Genomic DNA, 20,029 nt, shown 5'->3' with positions numbered 1-20,029 from the left:
CATCAATTCGCGCCGCGTTCGGCATCAATCGCCACGCAACGCGCGGCTAGCATCGAAGGCTTTGCTTTGAACCGAACCCAACCGGAGGAACCCCTGATGCGCAAGCTCTACATCGGCAACAAGAACTACTCGTCGTGGTCCATGCGCCCCTGGGTGCTCATGAAGCAGGCAGGCATTGCCTTCGAGGAGGTGATGGTGCGCTTCGATTCCTTCGAGGCGGAGTCGCAGTTCAAGCACACCATCGCCGCGCTGAACCCGGTGGCAAAGGTGCCGGTGCTGGTCGATGGCGAGCTGGTGGTCTGGGACACGCTGGCCATCGCCGAATACCTGGCCGAGACCTTTCCCGAGAAGCAGTTGTGGCCCAAGGCCGCGGCCGACCGGGCGCGTGCGCGCAGCATCTGCGCCGAGATGCATTCGGGTTTCGGTGGCTTGCGCGGCCATTGCGGCATGAACATCGAGGCGTCGCTGCCCGAAGTCGGCGCGAAGCTGCTCAAGGAACAGCCCGAGGTGCGCAGCGACCTCGACCGCATCGTGCAGATGTGGAGCGACCTGCTCGGCACCCATGGCGGCCCGCTGCTGTTCGGCGACTTCACCATCGCCGATGCCTACTTCGCGCCCATCGGCACGCGCATCAAGACCTATGGGCTGCCGGTGCCGCCGGCCATCACGGCCTACATCGAACGCGTGCAGGCGCTGCCGGGCATCAAGGCCTGGATCGACGAAGCGCTGGTGGAGAAAGACTTCCTGCAGTTCGAAGAGCCCTACCGCACAGCGCGATAGGGCTTGCCTGCGCAGCAGGCGGGGATCAGAACCTGTAGGTTGCCGACAGGAAGGTGACGATCGGATTCAGCTTCAGGCTCGCTTCGCTGCGAGCGACCGGCAGGCCGGTGATCGAGGTCGTCGTCAGCTTGGCCTTGGTCTTCAGCGGGATGTACGACACCGAGAACGAGATGCCCCAGTGCTTGTCGAACTGGTAGGAGACACCGGCGTTGAGCACGGGCGCGAACGAGCTGTCGAGCTTGGCGGTGGTGTTCACCGAGTACGGCGACTGGCGGAACTGGCTGGCCAGCGCGCCCTGCAGGTTCGAGGTCAGCTTCACATCGCTGTACCAGACGTAGGTGGCGCCGAGGCCCACGAACGGACGGAAGGCGTCGTTGCCTTCGTTGAAGTTGTACTTCACCAGGACCGTGGGGCTCCATTGGCGGGCCTCGCCCAGTTCGCCCACGCGGGCCAGCGTGCCCTTGCCGTTGAGCTTGAACTTCGGCGGAACGCCCAGGACGCCTTCCACAGCCCAGTGGCTGTCGATGAAGTAGGCCAGGCTCAGGCCCAGCGTGTCCGAGTCCTTGACGCTGGCGCCCGAACCCTGGAGCACGCTCTGCACCGGCGCCGTCACCGTGAGCGGCTTGCTCGAGTCCTGAGGCGCCAGGTGGAACCAGCCCGCACCGGCAACCCAGTCACCGGCGTTTTGCGCGAACGCACTGCCGGAAACCATGGTCCCGAGAGCCGCCAGCGCAAACATTGTTTTCTTCATGATGTGAATGCTCCTTTGGTTGAAAAATCCCGGTCGACGCGGCGCGAGGCCGTGACCAGCGCTGCGTTCGAGCAAATAAACGAACGTTCGTTCTGTTTGCAATTCGGATTATCGAACGCTCGTTCTATTTAGTGGGTGCGGGGTATCCCTATCCCTCATTCCCGCCTCATTCCCGCCTCATTCCCCAGCGCCCATCCCTACACTGCGGCCATGAAAATCTTTCTCGTCGGCGGCGCCGTCCGCGACCGGCTGCTCGGGCGGCCGGTGTCCGACCACGACTGGCTGGTCGTCGGCGCCACGCCCGAAGACATGGCCCGGCGCGGCTACCTGCCCGTGGGGCGCGACTTCCCGGTGTTCCTGCATCCGAAGACGCGCGAGGAATACGCCCTCGCCCGCACCGAGCGCAAGAGCGCGCCCGGCTACCGCGGCTTCACCATCCACACCGCGCCCGACGTCACGCTGGAGCAAGACCTCGCCCGCCGCGACCTGACCATCAACGCCATCGCGCTGCCCGCCGAACGGGTGGGCGCCGATGGCCAATTCGAACCTGACCCCGAAAAACTGGCCGACCCCTTCCACGGCCAGCGCGACCTCCAGGGCAAGGTGCTGCGCCATGTGACCGACGCCTTCCGCGAAGACCCGGTGCGCATCCTGCGCGTGGCGCGCTTCGCCGCCCGCTTCGACGATTTCTCGGTCGCCCCCGAAACCATGGAATTGATGCGCGAGATGGTCCGCGCCGGCGAGGCCGATGCGCTGGTGCCCGAGCGCGTCTGGCAGGAGCTCGCGCGCGGCCTCATGGAAACGCGGCCTTCCCGCATGTTCGAGGTGCTGCGTGAATGCGGCGCGCTCGCCGTGCTGCTGCCCGAGGTCGACCGGCTCTGGGGCGTGCCCCAGCCCGAGGCGCATCACCCCGAGATCGACACCGGCGTGCACCTGATGATGGTGGTCGACACCAGCGCGCGGCTGTCGGCCTCCTTGCCGGTGCGCTTCGCGTGCCTGATGCACGACCTGGGCAAAGGCACCACGCCCGCCGACGTGCTGCCGCGCCACATCGGCCACGAGAAACGCAGCGTCGATCTGCTGCACGCGGTGTGCGATCGCTGGCGCGTGCCGGTCGAGATCCGCGAGCTGGCCGAGGTGGTGGCGCGCGAGCACGGCAACGTGCACCGCAGCGGCGAGCTCGATGCGACGCCGCTGGTGCGCCTGCTGGAGCGCTGCGACGCCTTTCGCAAGCCCGCGCGTTTTGCCGAGGTGCTGCTGGCCTGCGAATGCGATGCGCGCGGTCGGCTCGGTTTCGAGGACAGGCCCTACCCGCAGCGCGAGCGCCTGCTCGCCGTGCTGGCCATCGCAGCGGCCGTGCCCACTGATGTGGTCGCGCGCAAGGCGCAGCAGTCGGGCGCCACCGGGCCGCAGATCGGCGACGCCATCCACCGCGCGCGCATCGAGGCCGTGGCGGCATCGCTGGAAACCTGAAGAAAAGTCCGCGATCCGCCTCTCGCGGGCTTGGCAGGCATGACTTCTGGCACTTCTCCCTGCGAATCGGCCCGATAGCATCGATCGGGTGAATGCCACCGAGCCGACGCTGTCACACGAATCCCCGCCGCCCCGCGCTGCGGTGCCGAGCGATCTTGGCCTCCGCGTGCTGCGGGAACACGTGGCTTCGGTGTACGCGGCCTACAACGCGTCGATCCTGGTCCACTTCGGCCTCGGTGCGGCGCTGGGCATCGTCATGTACGTGCACCGCCCGCGGTGGTGGATCCTGGCCTGGATGGCCGCCCACCTGACGTTCGGCCTCGCCCTCTTCCTCATGCCGCGCTGGCACGCCGATGTGCCGCTCAAGGACACCACCCGCTGGGCGCGCCGCCATTCGCGCACCGTCACGCTGGTCAGCATGGCGACGGCCACCGCGCCGTGGCTCTTCATCTCTGCCGACGACCTGGCCATCACCTCGGTGCTGACCGTCGTCATCATCGGCAGCTGCGCCCGCGCCATGCAGCTCCTGTGGCCGCTCAAGCCCGCGCTCTACGGCTACACCCTGCCGATGATGGCGAGCCTGATCGCCGCGCTGGCCTGGCAGGGCGATGCGATGCACCTGTTCCTCGCGGTGTTCAGCCTCGGCTACCTGCTGTTCACGCTGCGCGTGGGCCGCCAGCAGCACAAGCTCCTGACCGATTCGCTGGTCCTGCGCTTCGAGAACGAGGCGCTGGCCGCGCAACTGGGCGTGCAGATCGCCGCCGCAGAGCGCGCGAGCGCCGAGAAGACGCGTTTTCTCGCCACCGCCAGCCACGACCTGCGTCAGCCGCTGCATGCCATCGCCCTCTTCGGTGCCGCGCTGGAGAACGAACTGCGCGACCACCACGGCGAACGCAATGCGCAGCGGCTCATGCGCGCGGTGAATGCGCTGGGCAATTCGCTCGACACCATGCTCGACGTGTCGCGCCTGGACGCGGGTGTGGTCACGCCCGACCTCCGGCCGGTGTCGCTGGACGCGTTGTTCCGCTCGCTCAACCACATGTTCGCCGCGCAGGCGGAGCAGCGTGCGCTGCAGTTGCGGGTGCGCGCGAGCGGCCTGTGGGTGCAGAGCGATCCCCAGCATCTCTACCGCATGCTCTCGAACCTCGTGGACAACGCGCTGAAATACACCGCACGCGGCGGCGTCTCGGTGCGGGCGCGCGTGCGCGGCGGGGCGGTGTGGATCGAGGTGCTGGACACCGGCATCGGCATCGCGCCCGAACAGCAGGACCGCGTGTTCGAGGAGTACTACCAGGTGCAGAACCCGGGCCGCGACCGCGCCCAGGGCCTGGGCATCGGCCTGTCCATCGTCGAGCGGCTGTCGCGCCTGCTCGACCATCCGGTGCAGGTGACTTCGCGCATGGGCCGCGGCACGCGCTTTCGCCTGCAGCTGCCGATGGTCGCGCCTGCACCTCAGCACGGGCAGCAGGCGGTCGCGCCGGCCGCAAGATCGGCTCCAGTGCAATCGGCAGAAGCAACACAGGCGGCGCATGGCCGCGTTCTCCTGATCGATGACGAAGCCGAGATCCGCGAGGCCATGGCGGGGCTGCTGCAGGGTCACGGCATCGCCGTGGAGACGGCGGCCAACGAGGCCGAGGCCATCGACGCGCTCGGCCGGCCCGGAACGCAGGCCGAGCCCTTCGTGCTGCTGCTGTGCGACTACCGCCTCTCCAACGGCGATAACGGCCTGGACGTCGGCCAGCGGCTGCAGCGCCGCTTCGGGCTCGACGTGCCGCTGGTGCTGGTCACCGGCGAGACCGCGCCCGAGCGGCTGCAGCGCGTGCGCGCCTCCGGCGTGCCGGTGCTGTTCAAGCCGGTGAATGCGGCCACGCTGTTGCGCGCGCTGGCCGATTTCGCGCCCGGGCTGGGGCACGCCACCGTCTAGCGGGCGTCCCGGAAGTCGCGGCGCCCGCCGCGAAGCACGTCCGGTTTTGGCCGACACGCGGCGTCCGAAGCGCGTGTTATGGTTTTTCCCAATGCCAAAGTCCTCCGACAGCAACGACCAGTTGCCACCTCCGCTGGGCCGGGACGCCGCCCTTTTCCTCGACTTCGACGGCACGCTGGTCGGCCTTGCGCCCACCCCCGAGGCCATCGAGATTCCCCCCGCGCTCGTCGCCCTGCTGAGCGACCTGCGCGACCACCTCGGCGGCGCCCTGGCCGTGGTGTCGGGCCGCCAGATCGATTCGATCGACCGTTTCCTCGCGCCGCTGCGGCTGCCCGCGGCCGGCGAGCACGGCGTGCAGCGCCGCGATGCCAAGGGCCACATGCAGGAGCAGCACGCACCCGATCTCGTACCCATCCTGGACATCGCCAACGAACTCGCGCGCGTGCACGAAGGCCTGCTGGTGGAGCGCAAGCACGCCGCCATCGCCCTGCACTACCGGCTCGCGCCGCAGCTCGAGGCCGTGTGCCGCGATGCGATGTCGCGCGCCATCGAGGGCCGACCGGCGCTCGAACTGATGCACGGCAAGTTCGTCTTCGAGGTCAAGCCCGCGGGCGTCAACAAGGGCATTGCCATCGATGCCTTCATGACCGAGCCGCCTTTCGCGGGCCGCACCCCGGTCTTCGCGGGCGACGACACCACCGATGAGAGCGGCTTCGCAGTCGTGCAACCGCGCGGCGGCATCGCGATCAAGGTCGGCTCGGGGCCGAGTCTGGCGCTGCACCGGCTCGAATCGCCGCGCGCCGTCTACGAATGGCTGGTGCAGGCACGCGACATGCTGGTGGCACAACCCCCTGCGAACACCGAACAGAAAACCGAAGAACCGAGGAGCCCCGGATGAGCGAACAACAACTGCCGGAGGCGCCCGAGGACCGCGCCGGCCAATCCCTGGCCGACGCCGCCGGCCCCGACGACCGCGCCCCGGTCGACGTGAAGGCCGCCGCCGCACCCGGTCCGCGCGGGTTCGCACCGCCGGCCGAGCCATCGCTCAACGTCGGCGTGATCGGCAACTGCGCCTACAGCGCGCTCATCGATGCGCGCGGCCGCGCGGTCTGGTGCTGCCTGCCGCGCTTCGACGGCGACCCGGTGTTCAATGCGCTGCTGCATCCCGGCGAAGGCGCGGGCGCCTGGAGCATCGACATCGAGGACTTCGCCGAGGCCAAGCAGTGGTACGAGCCGAACACGGCCGTGCTGCGCACGCAGCTCTTCGACAGCGCCGGCCAGGGCATCGAGATCACCGACTTCGCGCCGCGCTTCTACAGCCGCTCGCGCTACTTCCGCCCGCTCATGATGGTGCGCCGCGTGCGCCCAATTGCCGGCGCGCCGCGCATCCGCGTGTCGCTCGACCCGCGCTTCCAGTGGGGCGCCTCGGAGCCCATCGAGGTGACGCGCGGCAGCAACCACATCCGCTATGTCGGTCCCGACGTCACGCTGCGCCTGAACACCGACGCCTCGATCTCGCACATCCTCTCGCGCCAGCCCTTCGTGATCTCGCGCGAATACAACTTCATGTTCGGCGTGGATGAGACGCTGCTCGACGGCATCGCCGACACCGCGCGCAAGTTCGAGCAGGAGACCATCGCCTACTGGCGCACGTGGAGCAAGCGCCTGGCGATCCCGTTCGAGTACCAGGACGCGGTGATCCGCGCGGCCATCACGCTCAAGCTCTCGCTGTACGAAGACACGGGCGCCATCGTCGCCGCGATGACCACCAGCATCCCCGAGGCGCCGGGGAGCCAGCGCAACTGGGACTACCGCTACTGCTGGCTGCGCGACGCCTTCTTCGTGGTGCGCGCGCTCAATTCGCTGAGCGAAGTCGGCACGATGGAAGACTATTTGCGCTGGCTCGGCAACGTGGTCATCGGCTCGCACGGCGAGCACATCCAGCCGCTGTACGGCATCGGGCTGGAGCGCGAGCTGCCCGAGTCGTTCGTCGAAGGGCTCCCCGGCTACCGCGGCATGGGCCCGGTGCGCGTGGGCAACCAGGCGCAGGAACATTTTCAGCACGACGTGTACGGCAACATCGTGCTCGGCGCGGCGCAGGCCTTTCACGACCACCGGCTGCTCGCCCGCGCGGGCGTGGCGGAGTTTCCGCATCTCGAAGCGGTGGGCGAGCAGGCCGTGCGCGTCTACGGAACGCCCGACGCCGGCATGTGGGAGCTGCGCACGCGCGCCCGTGTGCACACCAGCTCGGCGCTCATGAGCTGGGCCGCCTGCGACCGGCTCTCCAAGATCGCCCGCGCGCTGGAGCTGCCCGACCGCGCCGCCTACTGGCACGGCCACGCGGCGCGCATGAAGGAAGAGATCCTCGCCAAGTCGTGGTGCGAAGAGCGCCAGGCCTTTGCAGAAAGCTTCGGCGGGCACGAGCTCGATGCGAGCATCCTGCTGATGGTCGAGGTGGGCCTGATCGATGCGCGCGACCCGCGCTTCATCTCCACCGTCGACGCGATGGAAAAGTCGCTCTGCGACGGCCCCTACATGCGCCGCTACGAAGCGGCCGACGATTTCGGCAAGCCCGAGACCGCCTTCAACATCTGCACCTTCTGGCGCATCGACGCACTTGCCAAGATCGGCCGCAAGGCCGAGGCACGCCAGATCTTCGAGACCATGCTGGCGGCGCGCAACCCGCTCGGCCTGCTGTCCGAAGACACCCACCCGGTCACGGGCGAGATGTGGGGCAATTTTCCGCAGACCTATTCGATGGTCGGCATCATCAATGCGGCCGTGCGCCTGTCCGCTCCCTGGGATTCGTGCATATGAGCCGTCTTGTCGTCGTTTCCAACCGCGTGGCCGACCCACGCAAGCCCGCCGCCGGCGGCCTGGCCGTCGCGCTTGGCGAAAGCCTGCAGCAAAGCGGCGGCCTCTGGTTCGGCTGGAGCGGCCAGATCGTCGAAGACGGCCCCACCGGCGAAGGCGAGCTGCACAAGCAGCAGGCCGGCAAGGTCACGCTCGCCACCATCGACCTGAGCCGCGAGGACCACGACAGCTATTACCTCGGCTACAGCAACGACGTGCTCTGGCCGGTATTCCACAACCGCCTGGACCTGGCCCATTTCGAGGCCGGCTTCATCGGCGGCTACCGGCGCGTGAACCAGTTGTTCGCGCGCAAGCTGTTGCCGATGCTGAAGGAAGACGACGTCATCTGGATCCACGACTATCACCTGATGCCGCTCGCCGCCGAGCTGCGCGCGATGGGCTGCAAGCAGCGCATCGGCTTCTTCCTGCACATTCCGCTGCCGCCGCAGATCATCGTGGCCGCCATCCCGCAGCACGAGTGGCTGATGCGCTCGCTGTTCTCCTACGACCTGATCGGCTTCCAGGCGCAGCAGGACGTGCAGCACTTCGAGCACTACGTGCGCAACGAGGCGCACGGCGAGTACCTGGGCAACGACATGTACCGGGCCTACGGCCAGACCGTGCGTTGCAGCGCCTTCCCGATCGGCATCGACGTGGACGAGTTCGCCGCGCTCACGCACGCGAAGGAATCGCGCGACATGTACGAGACCATGAAGCGCGAGTACTCGAGCCGGCGCCTCCTGCTGGGCATCGACCGGCTCGACTACTCCAAGGGCATTCCGCAGCGCGTGCGCGCGTTCCGCGAGCTGCTCGCCAACTACCCCGAGAACCGGCGCAGCGCGACGCTGATCCAGATCGCCTCGCCCACCCGCGAGACGGTCGATGCGTACGGCGACATCCGGCGAGAACTCGAATCGCTGTGCGGCGCGATCAATGGCGACTACGGCGAGCTCGACTGGATGCCGGTGCGCTACATCCACCGCATGGTGGCGCGCAAGCGCGTGCCGGGGCTGTGCCGCGCCGCGGCGGTCGGACTGGTCACACCGCTGCGCGACGGCATGAACCTCGTCGCGAAGGAATACATCGCGGCGCAGGACCCGGCCGATCCGGGCGTGCTGGTGTTGTCGCGCTTTGCCGGCGCGGCCGAGCAATTGAAAGAGGCGCTGCTGGTGAATCCGTACGACACGCACGGCACGGCGGAGACGGTGCAGCAGGCGTTGCAGATGCCGCTGGAAGAGCGGCGCGAACGGCACCAGAAATTGCTCTCGCGGATTCGCGAGCAAGACATCCATTGGTGGCGACGGACCTTCCTCGACGCGTTGCGCGAGGCGGCGAGCGAACGCTGAGGCTGCTGTTCGGGGCGGCGATCGCGCCGACGGGGTACCTTGCTCCGCGAATGTCCCCCGCCCTTCGGGCTCCTCCTTGATTTCGCTGCGCAAGGCACCCCATCGGCGCGCTCTTTGTCAGAGCACTGGTTGATCGGCCGATAACCAGCAGCACTTCCAAGTGCACAGGGCATCGGGTGCTCCCCGCAGCGAAATCAAGGAGGAGGGCGAAGCCCGGGGGACATTCGCGGAGGGGAGTACCCGGTGGCCTGTGCACCCACCCTGAATGCCTCCTACCAGCCCGTGAGCAAGCGCACGAAGCGCATCACCGGCCGAGCCTCCGAAGAAGCCGAGGCCGGCGACACCATCGCCGCATGAACCCGCAGATGCACGGGCGTCAGCGCCACCACCTCGATCCACCCGCCGTGCGCCATGCGATGCACGTCGCCTTCATCGAGCGCCGTCTCGCTCATGAACACCGTGCCGCCGAACCAGCCCGGCGGCGACACGACCCGCACGCGCCCTTCGGCCACCTGCAGCCAGGTGCCCGCATCGACGCAGGTGCGCAGGGACTGGCCGGGCTCCAGGACGATGGAGTCGGGTGCTTGGGACAGGGTGGTGATCATGGCGGGCCTCTGGTGTGGTGGGTGAAAAGCGATTCGGCGAGTCCAGATCGTAGAAATTCGGGCGCTCAAAAAACAGGCACAAACATCGGCTATTCGCACCGGAACAGCCAGGCGGCAGCCCATCTGTTATGGTCGTTTTCCCGTTCAACTGCATCTGTTTTCGGATGCCCGTTTGGGGGAGCATCGACGCCATGGACTCGCTACCGCTCTACCGGCAACTCGCAGCGCACTACGTGGACGCGATCCATACCGGCTCGCTCAAGCAGGGTGACAAGCTGCCTTCGCTGCGCACCCTGATGCGCCTGCACGAGATCAGCCTCTCGACCGCGCTGCAGCTGTGCCGCGCAATGGAGAGCGACGGCTGGGTCGAGGCGCGCGACCGCTCGGGCTATTTCGTGCGCCGGCCGCAGCGCCTGGCCATCGCGCCCATGGATGAGCCGGTGGCCGACGTGCCGCCGGACCCGGCGCAGTTCGTCAGCATGCGCACCCGCATGGCCAACTTCATGGCACGCGGGCGCCACGCCGGCGTGAAGCTCAACTTCGCCATCGCGCGCGCCGCGCCCGAGCTGTACCCGGCCGAGGCCCTGCGCAATTCCATGACGCGGGCGCTGCGCCAGCGGCCCGAGCTGCTGACCACCGCCTCGTCCCAGAAGGGCCACGAGCAGTTCCGCGAGGCCGTGGCGCAGCGCAACCTGCGCATCGGCATGACGGTGTCGCCCGACGAGGTGCTGGTCACCAACGGCTGCATCGAGGCGCTGAACCTCGCGCTGCGTGCCGTCGCCAAGCCCGGCGACACCGTGGCCGTCGAATCGCCCACCTTCTACGGCCTGCTGCAGGTGCTCGAGAGCCTGAACATGCGCGCGCTGGAGATCCCGACCAGCCCGCAGACCGGCATCTCCATCGAGGCGCTCGACCTCGCCATCCACACCTACGACGACATCAAGGCCGTGGTGGTGGTGCCGCACCTGCAGAACCCCATCGGCAGCGTGATGCCCGACGCCCACAAGCAGCGCCTCGTGCAGCTGTGCGAGAGCCACGGCATCGCGCTCGTCGAAGACGACACCTACAGCGACCTGGTGGAGACCGAGGTGCCGCTGCGCGCCGTGAAGTCATGGGACCGCACGGGCAACGTGATCTATTGCGCCTCGCTGCACAAGGTGCTGGCACCGGGCCTGCGCCTGGGCTGGATCACCGCCGGGCGCTGGCACGCGCAGGTGGAAATGCTCAAGTACGCGCAGACGCGCAACAACGAGGCGCTGGCGCAGATCGCCGCGGGCGAGTTCATCGCCAGCGGCGGCTACGACCGGCACCTGCGACGCCTGCGCGACCGGCTGCATGTGCAGCGCGACCAGACGGCGGACGCCATCGCGAAGTACTTTCCGCCAGGCACGCGGCTGAACCTGCCGCGCGGCGGCCTGCAGCTGTGGGTCGAGCTGCCTGAGCAGCGCTCGTCGGTCACCGTGTTCGAGGCGGCACTGCGCGAGCACATGCTGGTGTCGCCGGGCGCGCAGTTCTCCAATTCGGGGCGTTTCGACAACTACCTGCGCATCAACTGCGGCTGGCCGTATTCGAAGGCGGTGGATGCGGGGCTGCGGCGGCTCGGCGAGATCGTGTCGTCCACACGCAAGACGCCGCGGCCGCCGGCCGCCCAGATCGCCTAGACGATGTAGAAGACGACGGCGTCGCGCCGCGCGGCCGCCTCGGCGAAGAAGCGCTTCACGCCTTCCATGAAATCCGCGAGCTCGCTGGCGCCGCTCTGCCAGGCCTTCGCCCAGTAGAGCTCCGCGAACTGCGCCGGCTCGCCGGTGAATCGCGCCATCAGCTCGGGCACGCTGCGCCGCGCCAGCCGGGCCGCCGCACGCTCGACGTGGCTGGCCGTCAGGTAGATGCAGCCCAGGCCCTCCGTGCCTTCGAGCTGCTCGCCGTCCACGGCCTCGGGCAGCAGCACGCGCACCACGTCCCAAGCTTGCTCCACCGTCTGGCTGGCGTGCGGTCCGCCCTTGTCCGGGGGCGTGTGGAAGAGAAAGCCCGACACGCTGGCCGGATCGATGACCAGCCCGCGCAGCCGGTAACGGTCGAAGGCGTAGAACGCGCCCCCGATGCTCACGTGCTCGGCTCCAGCCGCGCGGCCCGCGCGACCGCCGCCAGCGCGAGGCTCACGTTGTCGATGTTGCGCTGCGCATTCGCGAGATTGCCGAAGTGGTCCGGCGCGCAGATCTGGTTGAGCAGCAGCGTGCGCTTGAAATGCTTCAGCGCCTCGCGCAGATCGCCCTGGTCCTGCGCGATCAGCCCCAGGTCGTTGTGGGCGGTGGCCGCGCTGGTGGAAATGCCCCGGCAGCTGCGCTCCTGGATGGCCAGCGCGCGTTCGAACAAGGGCTTGGCCTGCTCGGCCTCGTTGCGCGCCATGTGCAACTGCGCGAAATTGATCAGCAGGTCGGCGTGCAGGTCGGCATCGCCTTCGTGCGGCTCGAGCTTGTCCAGGTGCACCATGGCCCGCGCATAGCAGAGCTCGGCCTTCTGGTCCTGGTCGGTGTTCGCATAGAGAAACGCCAGGTTGTTGATGGCGCGCACCACCTCGTCGGTCGAGTTGCCCTTGCTGAGCGCGACGGCCATCGCGATGGTCTTCTTGTAGAGGACTTCCGCCTCGTCGGAACGGCCGGCGCCGGCATGCAGCAGCGCGAGCGTGTTGCTCGGACCGAGCCGCCAGCTGTCGTCCAGGCCCAGCTGGTCGATGATGGCCAGGCACTCGTCCAGCAGCGACACGGCCTTGTCGTGCCATTGCAGCTGTCGGCAGAACTCGGCATGGTTGATGAGGTGAAGCACGACGGCCTTGCCGAGCCCGCCGCACAGCTGGCGGCTGGTGTGGACGGCCTCGGCGCAGAACCGCTCGGCGAGCGCCAGGTCGCGGCGCTCGAAGGCGGCCTTGTAGCGCCGCTCCTGGTCTTCGAGCAGGCTCAGCAGCACGGTGTCGTCCCCAGGGCCGCTGCCGGCGGGCAAGCCCGCGCGCACCTGGCGGGCGGCGTGGTGTTCGCCGATGCCGGCCAAGGTCATGGCCAGCGCCTTGCGCACGATCTCCATGTCTTCCGCCGGCATGCCGATCTGGCGGCCGATGGCGAGGCTTTCCTCCAGGCTGGCCTTGGCCTCGTCGAAGGCCTTGAACTGGTAGCAGGCCTGGCCGTGCATGCACAGCGACATCGCGAGGTTCTGGTGCGGTCCCTTGAAGACCTTGCGCGCGTTGGCAACGATCTGCTCGCTCAGGGCCACGGCCCTGGCCCAGTCGTGCATCTCGGCGGCGGCGACGAAGCGCTCGCGCAGCGCGTCGGCATGGCCGAGCGCTTCGAGGTCGTAGGTCTTGGCGGTGGGCCGGCGCGCGGTGTTGTCGGCTTCGTCCTGCTGCTTCAGGCGCACGTGGACCCAGTAGATGTCCAGCAGCAGCCACAGCCCCAGCAGCACGAGTGCGACCCGCGAGCCCGGCAGGTTGGCAACGCCGACGAGGAGCAGCAGCAGTTGCGCCGCGCCACCCAGGTAGCTCCCGAGATAGAAACGGTGCGCACCCAGGAAACCGCCCACCACCAGCAGCAAATAGGCGAACGATTTGCGGCGGGGAGACCGGGGTGGCGGGATGCGCATGGTTCGCCGAGGGTATTGCTGCGCGGCCGCTCAGTCCAGCAAAGCCAGTGCGGCGTAGTCGCCGACTTTCTCGCCCAGTCCCGCGGGCACCAGCAGCACGCCGCGCGTGAGTGGCGGCAGCTTGCCGTCCACGTGGGCCTGCAGCCGCGGCAGCAGGAAGTCGCGGTGGTGCCAGAACACGCTGCCGCCCAGGCTGATGCGTTGCAGGTCCAGCGTGGCGACGAGGTTGTAGAGCATGCGGCCCATCACGCGGCACAGCGCATCGACGATCTCGAGCGAATGCGGCTCGCCCGCGGCGGCCGAGGTGAACAGGTCGGCCGCCGGCTGGCCGAAACGCCGGGCGATGGAGTTGCCGGCGATCAGCCCTTCCACGTCGCCGACGTTGCCGCAGCCGCAGAGCGCGCCGCTGGCGTCGTCGACCACGAAGCTGTGGCCCGCATGGCCCGCGTTGCCGTTCTTGCCGCGCAGCGCACGGCCGTCGACGCACAGGCCCACGCCGACGCCGGTGCTCCAGGTGACGTAGGCGCAGTGGTCCATGCCCTTGAGCGCGCCCCAGTGGCGCTCGGCCTCCAGCGCGGCGACGGCGTCGTTCTCGACGCGCACGCGGCCGAAGCGCCTGGTGAGCGGGGCCTCGACGATGGCGGTCATCCAGGTGTTGGGCAGGCCTCGCGCCGGGCCGGCGATGCCGCCGCAGATGTTGGGCGTGGCCAGCTCGACCATGCCGTCGTGCAACTCGAAGGGCCCGGCCGAGGACACGCCCACGCGGTCGATGGTGCCCGGATCGATCCCCTGTTCGGCGCAGACCTCGTCGATCATCCGCATGATCTGCACCGCCACGGCGTCGTTGTCGCCGGTCTTGGCGGTCGGCTCGCTGCGACGGCCGATCAACGGCGCATCGCTCGAAGCGGAAAGGCTCACGGCGACCTTGGTGCCGCCGATGTCAACGCAGGCTCTCATTGCGGTTTGTCTTTTCTTCTCTAGAGGAGGCGCGCCACCAGCGCCGCGATCATGCTGAGCACCATGGTGCTTCCTATCGGCAGCTGCCAGTCGCGGCCGAAGGCGCGAAACTCGAAATCGCCGGGCAACCGTCCGAAGCCGAAGCGGCGCAGCCACGCGGTCAACCCGCTCATGAGCACCAGTGCAAGGACGACGACGATCAGCCAGCGGAACATGGGAAGAGTCTAGGCGGCGAGGACGGCCATGGCTTGTCGGTGGAGTTCGGGCGTTGCGGCGGCAATTACCCTACCGTCGGACTTCAGGTTCAGCGGCTGGCCTTGCCAGTCGGTGATGACGCCGCCCGCGGCCTCGATCAGGCCGGCGGGGCCGAGGTAGTCGTAGGGCTGCAGGCCGGTCTCGACCACGAGGTCGATGGTGCCGCCCGCCAGTTGCGCGTAGCCGTAGCAGTCGCCGCCGAAGCGGCGCATGGCGCACTGGCGGCTCAACCGGTCGAATGCCTGCCAGTCGGCGGGCGCGAAGATGTCGGGCGAGGTGGTGACGATGCGGGCCTGGGCCACTTCGGTGCAGCCGCTCACGCGCACCGGCTGGCCATCGCGCGTGGCGCCCTTTCCAGCCTCGCCGATCCAGCGCTCCTTGAGCACCGGCATGTCGATCATGCCAAGCACCACGCGCGTTCCCTGCAGCACGCCGATCAGCGTGCCCCACAGCGGCGAGCCGGTGATGAAGCTGCGGGTGCCGTCGATCGGGTCGAGCACCCAGATGCGCTCGGCGTCCAGCCGCTCGGGACCGTGCTCTTCGCCGTAGATGCCGTCGGCCGGCACGCGGGTGCCGAGGATCTCGCGCATCGCCGTCTCAGCCGCGCGGTCGGCCAGCGTGACGGGGCTTTCGTCGGCCTTGGTGATGATGTCCAGCGGCGTGCGGAAGTAGTGCATCGATTGCGCCGCGGCCGCATCGGCCAGCGCCTCGGCAATCGGCGACAGATCGGGAGGGGAAGAGCTCATGGGGGAGAGTGAACGCGTGCCAAAAGCTGCGATTAGACCCGAGCCGGCGTCGGTTTGACACGACAAGGGCTGTCGCCTTGGTACGCCGCCCCGGAGATTTCGAAACATGACGAAAGCGATGGATTCGCGCCGAGGGCAAGGCGCAAACCGCAGCGATACCCGTAGGTATCGCGAGGATTTGCAACGCCGCCATCGGGGCGAAGACGCGCTTTCGTGTTTCGACATCTCTGGGGCGGCGTACTAACATGGCGCGAAAATTGCCAGGGATAGAACCAATGGCCTCCTTCAAATTCCTGCGCGCCGCGCTCCTCGCCCTCCTGCTCGGCGCCTCGGCCGTGCTGGCCCAGGCCACGCCTTCCGACGCCGAGGAGAAGCTGATCGACACGCTGATCCAGCGCGTCTCGAAGATGAGCGCCATGGTGTTCCTGCGCAACGGCAACGAATACAACGCCGCCGATGCGGCCAAGCACATGCAGGCGAAGTACGACTACTTCAAAAAGGAGCTGGCCACGGCCGAGGACTTCATCGACCGCTGCGCCTCCCGCTCCGAGATGACCGGGCAGGCCTACAAGGTGAAGCTCAACAACGGCGCGGTGCGCGACGCCAACGAATTCCTCAACAGCGAGCTGCGCGCGCTGCGGCAGCAGGCGAAGAAATCGAGCGGTTGAATCCGCTGCGCTAGCGCTGTTGGCCCCAGCGCCGCACGGTGAGCCGCTCCAGCGTCTTGAACCCCAGGCTTTCCACGAGCAGGCCGATCAGCACCACCATCGCGAGGCCCGCGAACACGCGGTCGGTGTAGAGCTCGTTGCGGTTCTGGAAGATGTACCAGCCCAGCCCGCCCTTGCCCGAGGAAGCACCGAACACCAGCTCGGCCGCGATCAGCGTGCGCCAGGCAAAGGCCCAGCCGATCTTCAGGCCCGAGAGAATCGACGGCAGCGCGGCCGGCACCAGGATCTGCAGCACGTAGCGCAGGCCCTTGAGCCCGTAGTTGCGCCCGGCCATGCGCAGCGTTTCGGGCACGCCCTGGAAGCCCGCATAGGTGTTGAGCGCCAGCGGCCACAACACCGAATGGATCAGCACGAACACCAGGCTGCCGCGGCCCAGGCCGAACCACAGCAAGGCGAGCGGCAGCAGCGCGATGGCGGGCAGCGGGTTGAACATCGAGGTGAGCGTGTCCAGCAAATCGCGGCCGATCTGCGTGGACACCGCTAGCGTGGTGAGCGCAAAGGCCAGCAGCACGCCAGCGAGGTAGCCCTGCAGCAGCACGGCCAGCGAGATGCGCACCTTCTCGATCAGCTCGCCGCTCGCGAGCCCGTCGAACAGCGCCGACGCGGTGGCGGTGAAGGTGGGCAGCAGCAGGTCGTTGTTCTGCCAGTGCGCCGCGAGCTCCCAGAGTACGGCGATCACGACAAGGATCAGGCCCTTGCGCACGCCGGCATGCGCCCAGATGCGGGCGGGCAGCGGCAACGTGCGTTCGAGCGGGACTTCGGTGAAGGGCTCGAGCGTGCGCTCGTATTCGGGCCGGATCGGCGGGACGATGGCGCTCATGCTTCGGCCTCCGCATGCTCTTCCTCGAACAGCATGTCGTGGATGCGCTGTGCCGTGCTTTGGAACTCGGCACCGCCCAAACTCGCGAGCGAGAAGCCGTGGCTGTTGACCTCCGCACGCATGCGCCCCGGATGCGGCGACAGCAGCGCCACGCGGTTGCCCACCACCAATGCCTCTTCGATGGAATGCGTGACGAACAGCAGCGTGAAGCGCACCTCGTCCCACAGCTCGAGCAGCTCCTGCTGCATCTTGCGGCGCGTGAGCGCATCGAGCGCGGCGAAGGGCTCGTCCATCAGCAGCACGCGCGGCTGCATCGCGAGCGCGCGGGCAATCGCCACGCGCTGCTTCATGCCGCCCGAGAGCTGATGCGGATGCACGTCGGCGAACTTGGCGAGGCCGACCTTGTCGAGGTAGTGCAGCGCGCGCTCGGCCGCTTCCTTCTTGCCGAGCGTGCGGGAAGCCAGCAGCGGGAACATGACGTTCTGCTTCACCGTCTTCCACGGCGGCAGCTGGTCGAACTCCTGGAACACGACGATGCGGTCGGGGCCGGGTTGCGTCACGCGCTGGCCGTCCAGGCGGATCTCGCCTTCGACCGGCGCGATGAACCCGCCCACCGCCTTCAGCAGCGTGGACTTGCCGCAGCCCGAGGGGCCGAGCAGCACGAAGCGGTCGGCGGCGTGGACGTCGAAGCTCACGCGGTGCGTGGCGCGCACGACGCGTTCGGGGGTGCGGTATTCGAGGCTGACGCCGTCGACCTGGAGCAGCGGCGCAGAGTCTTGCCTCTGGTCTTGCTCCCTCCCCTCCCGGGGGAGGGCGGGGGTGGGGGCAGACAGCGTCGGCTTCGTCACCGCTCTGCCCGCCCCCATCCCAACCTTCCCCCAGAGGGGGAAGGAGTCAACCCCTGAAGACGCCTTCGCCGTGCTCACTCAATTCCCCGAAGCGTTCTGCGCATCGTCGAAGAAGTAGTCCTTCACCGACGCCGGTTTGTTCTTGATCGCGCCCACCCGATGCATGAACTCCGCCAGCGCATAGGTGTTCTGCGGCGTCGTCTTGAACTGCACTTCGGGGTTCTTGATGATCTTGAGCAACAGCTCGCGGTCGAGCTTCGCGTTGCTCACCTTCAGGTAGATGTCGGCGGCCTTCTCGGGGTTGGCCGTGACGAACTTCGCCGCCTCGTCGAGCGCATCGACGAAGGCCTTGTAGGTCTTGGGGTTCTCGCTGCGGAATTTCTCGGTGGCGTAGAGCACCGTGGCCGAGGCCGGACCGCCGAGCACCTGGTACGAATTGAGCACGATGTGCGCATTCGGATTGCCGGCGAGCTCCTGCTCCTGGAACGGCGGATTGCCGAAGTGGCCCGTGATCTCGGTGCCGCCCTTGATGATGGCGGCTGCCGCATCGGGGTGCGGAATGGCCACGCTGATCTTGTCGAGCCGGTTGAATTCCTTGTCGCCCCAGAGCTTGGCCGAAGCGAACTGCAGCACGCGCGACTGCACCGACACGCCCACGGCGGGCAGCGCGATGCGGTCCTTGTCGGTGAAGTCGGCGATCGTCTTCACGTTCGGGTTGTTGCTCACCAGGTAGTACGGGAAGTTGCCCAGCGACGCCACGCCCTTGACGTTCTGCTTGCCCTTGGTGCGGTCCCACAGCGTGAGCAGCGGACCGACACCGGCACCCGCGATCTCGATGTTGCCCGAGAGCAGCGCGTCGTTCACCGCCGAGCCGCCCGAGAGCTTGATCCACTCGACCTTGGCATCGATGCCCGCGGCCTTCGCGTGCTTCTCGATGAGCTTCTGCTCCTGCGCGACGTTGAGCAGCAGGTAGACGATGCCGAACTGCTCGGCAATGCGGATCTGGCCCTCGGCGTGCGCGGCGAGGCTGCCGGCGAGGAGGCCGAGGCCGGTAACGAATGCAGCGGTCTTGCGTGTGAAACGGTTCATGGAAAGCGGTCCGGGAAAAAGAGGAATCAGAAGGGCGTGTCGCCGACGATGGTCGTGCGGTTCAGGCGGCGGCGCAGGTGGTCGGGCGTGCCGGCGGCCAGGTGCATCAGCGAGCGGTTGTCCCAGAACACCAGGTCGTGCGGCGCCCAGGTGTGGCGGTACACGAACTCGGGCTTCACGCTGTGCGCGAACAGTTCGGCCAGGAGGGCGTCGCTTTCGTCCTGCGGCAGGCCGACGATGCGCGTCGTGAAATGCTCGCTGACGAAGAGCGCCTTGCGGCCCGTTTCCGGATGCGTGCGCACCACGGGCTGTACCGCAGGCGCGACTTGGTCGATCTGCGCCTGCGAGAGCTTGGGCCGCCACGGGTTCTTGGCGCGCAGCTCTTCGTACTTGGCGAGGTAGCTGTGCTCGGCCTTGAGCGGCAGGATGCGCTGCTGCAAATCGGCTGGCAGCGCTTCCCATGCGAGATGCTGGTCGGCAAAGAGCGTGTCGCCGCCTTCGCTCGGCAGCTCCTGCGCATGCAGCAGCGAGCCGAGGCTGGGATGGGGCTTGTACGAGATGTCGGAGTGCCAGTAGACGCCTGCATCGCCCAATCCGATGGGCTCGCCGTTCTCCTTGATGTTGGAGACGATCAGGATCTCGGGGTGGTTCTTGAGCTGGAACTGGTGCAGCACGTGGATTTCGAGCGGGCCGAAGCGGCGGCTGAAATCGATGTGCGCTTGCGGGGTGATCTGCTGGTCGCGGAACACCAGGACGTGGTGGTCGAGGTGGGCGCGGTGGATGCGGGTGAAGTCTTCTTCGTTGATTGGCTTCGAGATGTCGAGGCCGATGATTTCGGCGCCGACCGGGGCGGGGAAGGGGCGCACTTCGAAGTGCTGCGTGGCGGACCCGGCATCGTTATGAGAGAGAACGGCAGTCATGCCGGGAATGTAGGGGCCGGGGACTTCTTTCCCAACGAACTCTTCGTTGCTAGCTTATGACCTGTTTTTTGTTTTTGGGTCGGAGGTCGGGTCTCGCCCCGACGGGCGACTCACTTTCTTTTGCTTCGCCAAAAGAAAGTAAGCAAAGAAAAGGCGACCCTGCTGTCTGCGTCCCTACGCTGCGCTACGGGCAACCTGCGGTGCTCACGTTTCGCGGGGTCTCGCCCAAACTCGCTTCGCTCAAACAAGGGCGAGCCCTGATCCGCGAAACGCTCCGCTCCTCGGCGCATACAGAAGGGCTTTG

At 67.7% G+C, this 20,029-nt stretch carries 19 protein-coding genes; 8 read left to right on the top strand and 11 right to left on the bottom strand.

Annotation, left to right across the window (positions count from 1 at the left end; genetic code table 11):
- Nucleotides 1–96: 96 nt before the first annotated feature.
- Nucleotides 97–780, top strand: a complete 684-nt coding sequence (locus ACSFA7_RS26680; protein WP_435502148.1) for a glutathione S-transferase family protein — start codon at nt 97–99, stop codon at nt 778–780.
- 25 nt (nt 781–805) lie between these two features.
- Here the strand turns inward: ACSFA7_RS26680 and ACSFA7_RS26675 are convergent, their stop codons facing one another.
- Nucleotides 806–1,531, bottom strand: a complete 726-nt coding sequence (locus tag ACSFA7_RS26675; protein ID WP_435502147.1) for an OmpW/AlkL family protein — start codon at nt 1,529–1,531, stop codon at nt 806–808.
- A gap of 210 nt (nt 1,532–1,741) precedes the next feature.
- On the opposite strand from ACSFA7_RS26675, the gene ACSFA7_RS26670 reads away from it, so the two are divergent.
- The 5 genes from ACSFA7_RS26670 (at nt 1,742) to otsA (ending at nt 9,127) form a co-directional block, all read left to right on the top strand.
- Nucleotides 1,742–3,004, top strand: coding sequence for a multifunctional CCA addition/repair protein (locus ACSFA7_RS26670; RefSeq protein WP_435502146.1), 1,263 nt, complete (start codon nt 1,742–1,744; stop codon nt 3,002–3,004).
- A gap of 88 nt (nt 3,005–3,092) precedes the next feature.
- Nucleotides 3,093–4,928 carry an ATP-binding response regulator gene (locus ACSFA7_RS26665; RefSeq protein ID WP_435502145.1) on the top strand — a complete coding sequence of 612 codons (1,836 nt, stop codon included), beginning with the start codon at nt 3,093–3,095 and terminating at the stop codon, nt 4,926–4,928.
- A 91-nt stretch (nt 4,929–5,019) separates the two neighbouring features.
- Complete coding sequence (otsB, locus tag ACSFA7_RS26660; RefSeq protein WP_435502144.1) at nt 5,020–5,826, top strand: trehalose-phosphatase; 807 nt, start codon at nt 5,020–5,022, stop codon at nt 5,824–5,826.
- Complete coding sequence (locus ACSFA7_RS26655) at nt 5,823–7,745, top strand: glycoside hydrolase family 15 protein (protein ID WP_435502143.1); 1,923 nt, start codon at nt 5,823–5,825, stop codon at nt 7,743–7,745. The genes otsB and ACSFA7_RS26655 overlap by 4 nt, the downstream gene beginning before the upstream one ends.
- Nucleotides 7,742–9,127 carry an alpha,alpha-trehalose-phosphate synthase (UDP-forming) gene (otsA, locus tag ACSFA7_RS26650; protein ID WP_435502142.1) on the top strand — a complete coding sequence of 462 codons (1,386 nt, stop codon included), beginning with the start codon at nt 7,742–7,744 and terminating at the stop codon, nt 9,125–9,127. Before ACSFA7_RS26655 ends, otsA begins: the two co-directional genes overlap by 4 nt.
- 272 nt (nt 9,128–9,399) lie before the next feature.
- Here otsA and ACSFA7_RS26645 read toward each other — a convergent pair whose 3' ends face one another.
- Nucleotides 9,400–9,732 carry a hypothetical protein gene (locus ACSFA7_RS26645; protein ID WP_435502141.1) on the bottom strand — a complete coding sequence of 111 codons (333 nt, stop codon included), beginning with the start codon at nt 9,730–9,732 and terminating at the stop codon, nt 9,400–9,402.
- A gap of 191 nt (nt 9,733–9,923) precedes the next feature.
- On the opposite strand from ACSFA7_RS26645, the gene ACSFA7_RS26640 reads away from it, so the two are divergent.
- Complete coding sequence (locus ACSFA7_RS26640; protein WP_435502140.1) at nt 9,924–11,393, top strand: aminotransferase-like domain-containing protein; 1,470 nt, start codon at nt 9,924–9,926, stop codon at nt 11,391–11,393.
- On the opposite strand, the gene ACSFA7_RS26635 is transcribed toward ACSFA7_RS26640, so the two are convergent.
- From ACSFA7_RS26635 to hisN, 5 genes are read right to left on the bottom strand one after another with little or no spacing between them, the layout of a single operon-like run.
- Nucleotides 11,390–11,839 carry a DUF1877 family protein gene (locus ACSFA7_RS26635; protein WP_206177341.1) on the bottom strand — a complete coding sequence of 150 codons (450 nt, stop codon included), beginning with the start codon at nt 11,837–11,839 and terminating at the stop codon, nt 11,390–11,392. The genes ACSFA7_RS26640 and ACSFA7_RS26635 overlap by 4 nt on opposite strands.
- Entirely contained in the window at nt 11,836–13,362 is a 1,527-nt protein-coding gene (locus ACSFA7_RS26630; RefSeq protein ID WP_435502139.1) for a tetratricopeptide repeat protein, read from the bottom strand. Before ACSFA7_RS26630 ends, ACSFA7_RS26635 begins: the two co-directional genes overlap by 4 nt.
- A gap of 30 nt (nt 13,363–13,392) precedes the next feature.
- On the bottom strand, nt 13,393–14,319 hold the full coding sequence (locus tag ACSFA7_RS26625; RefSeq protein ID WP_435502138.1) for an ROK family protein: 927 nt from the start codon (nt 14,317–14,319) through the stop codon (nt 13,393–13,395).
- 20 nt (nt 14,320–14,339) lie between these two features.
- Nucleotides 14,340–14,534, bottom strand: a complete 195-nt coding sequence (locus ACSFA7_RS26620; RefSeq protein WP_280809486.1) for a DUF2905 domain-containing protein — start codon at nt 14,532–14,534, stop codon at nt 14,340–14,342.
- Between the two features lie 9 nt (nt 14,535–14,543).
- A complete protein-coding gene (hisN, locus tag ACSFA7_RS26615) occupies nt 14,544–15,320 on the bottom strand; it encodes a histidinol-phosphatase (RefSeq protein WP_435502137.1) in 777 nt (258 codons plus the stop codon).
- A gap of 275 nt (nt 15,321–15,595) precedes the next feature.
- On the opposite strand from hisN, the gene ACSFA7_RS26610 reads away from it, so the two are divergent.
- Entirely contained in the window at nt 15,596–15,988 is a 393-nt protein-coding gene (locus ACSFA7_RS26610) for a DUF5329 family protein (RefSeq protein WP_435502136.1), read from the top strand.
- A 10-nt stretch (nt 15,989–15,998) separates the two neighbouring features.
- Here the strand turns inward: ACSFA7_RS26610 and ACSFA7_RS26605 are convergent, their stop codons facing one another.
- The 4 genes from ACSFA7_RS26605 to ACSFA7_RS26590 are packed head-to-tail and all read right to left on the bottom strand — an operon-like array spanning nt 15,999 to nt 19,725.
- Nucleotides 15,999–16,868: an ABC transporter permease gene (locus ACSFA7_RS26605; RefSeq protein ID WP_435502135.1), complete on the bottom strand. Its 870-nt coding sequence runs from the start codon at nt 16,866–16,868 to the stop codon at nt 15,999–16,001.
- Nucleotides 16,865–17,734: an ABC transporter ATP-binding protein gene (locus ACSFA7_RS26600; protein WP_435502134.1), complete on the bottom strand. Its 870-nt coding sequence runs from the start codon at nt 17,732–17,734 to the stop codon at nt 16,865–16,867. The genes ACSFA7_RS26605 and ACSFA7_RS26600 overlap by 4 nt, the downstream gene beginning before the upstream one ends.
- Nucleotides 17,735–17,794: 60 nt before the next feature.
- Nucleotides 17,795–18,805 (bottom strand): ABC transporter substrate-binding protein, encoded by a 1,011-nt coding sequence (locus tag ACSFA7_RS26595; RefSeq protein WP_435502133.1) that lies wholly within the window; start codon nt 18,803–18,805, stop codon nt 17,795–17,797.
- A gap of 26 nt (nt 18,806–18,831) precedes the next feature.
- Nucleotides 18,832–19,725 carry a TauD/TfdA dioxygenase family protein gene (locus tag ACSFA7_RS26590; protein WP_435502132.1) on the bottom strand — a complete coding sequence of 298 codons (894 nt, stop codon included), beginning with the start codon at nt 19,723–19,725 and terminating at the stop codon, nt 18,832–18,834.
- Nucleotides 19,726–20,029: the final 304 nt, after the last annotated feature.

Origin of the sequence: Variovorax trehalosi (assembly GCF_051216415.1) — a bacterium.
Lineage (GTDB): Bacteria > Pseudomonadota > Gammaproteobacteria > Burkholderiales > Burkholderiaceae_C > Variovorax.
Note: the sequence above shows the minus strand (reverse complement) of the source record. Positions and strands in the feature narration are given on the sequence as shown.

Excerpts from the sequence above, each read along its gene's own strand:
- ACSFA7_RS26610 (WP_435502136.1), top strand. The coding sequence starts at position 15,596 with ATGGCCTCCTTCAAATTCCTGCGCGCCGCGCTCCTCGCCCTCCTGCTC.
- ACSFA7_RS26645 (WP_435502141.1), bottom strand. The coding sequence starts at position 9,732 with ATGATCACCACCCTGTCCCAAGCACCCGACTCCATCGTCCTGGAGCCC.
- ACSFA7_RS26590 (WP_435502132.1), bottom strand. The coding sequence starts at position 19,725 with ATGACTGCCGTTCTCTCTCATAACGATGCCGGGTCCGCCACGCAGCAC.
- hisN (WP_435502137.1), bottom strand. The coding sequence starts at position 15,320 with ATGAGCTCTTCCCCTCCCGATCTGTCGCCGATTGCCGAGGCGCTGGCC.
- ACSFA7_RS26620 (WP_280809486.1), bottom strand. The coding sequence starts at position 14,534 with ATGTTCCGCTGGCTGATCGTCGTCGTCCTTGCACTGGTGCTCATGAGC.
- ACSFA7_RS26680 (WP_435502148.1), top strand. The coding sequence starts at position 97 with ATGCGCAAGCTCTACATCGGCAACAAGAACTACTCGTCGTGGTCCATG.
- ACSFA7_RS26625 (WP_435502138.1), bottom strand. The coding sequence starts at position 14,319 with ATGAGAGCCTGCGTTGACATCGGCGGCACCAAGGTCGCCGTGAGCCTT.
- ACSFA7_RS26595 (WP_435502133.1), bottom strand. The coding sequence starts at position 18,805 with ATGAACCGTTTCACACGCAAGACCGCTGCATTCGTTACCGGCCTCGGC.
- ACSFA7_RS26655 (WP_435502143.1), top strand. The coding sequence starts at position 5,823 with ATGAGCGAACAACAACTGCCGGAGGCGCCCGAGGACCGCGCCGGCCAA.
- ACSFA7_RS26600 (WP_435502134.1), bottom strand. The coding sequence starts at position 17,734 with ATGGGGGCGGGCAGAGCGGTGACGAAGCCGACGCTGTCTGCCCCCACC.
- otsA (WP_435502142.1), top strand. The coding sequence starts at position 7,742 with ATGAGCCGTCTTGTCGTCGTTTCCAACCGCGTGGCCGACCCACGCAAG.
- ACSFA7_RS26605 (WP_435502135.1), bottom strand. The coding sequence starts at position 16,868 with ATGAGCGCCATCGTCCCGCCGATCCGGCCCGAATACGAGCGCACGCTC.
- otsB (WP_435502144.1), top strand. The coding sequence starts at position 5,020 with ATGCCAAAGTCCTCCGACAGCAACGACCAGTTGCCACCTCCGCTGGGC.
- ACSFA7_RS26630 (WP_435502139.1), bottom strand. The coding sequence starts at position 13,362 with ATGCGCATCCCGCCACCCCGGTCTCCCCGCCGCAAATCGTTCGCCTAT.
- ACSFA7_RS26640 (WP_435502140.1), top strand. The coding sequence starts at position 9,924 with ATGGACTCGCTACCGCTCTACCGGCAACTCGCAGCGCACTACGTGGAC.
- ACSFA7_RS26675 (WP_435502147.1), bottom strand. The coding sequence starts at position 1,531 with ATGAAGAAAACAATGTTTGCGCTGGCGGCTCTCGGGACCATGGTTTCC.
- ACSFA7_RS26670 (WP_435502146.1), top strand. The coding sequence starts at position 1,742 with ATGAAAATCTTTCTCGTCGGCGGCGCCGTCCGCGACCGGCTGCTCGGG.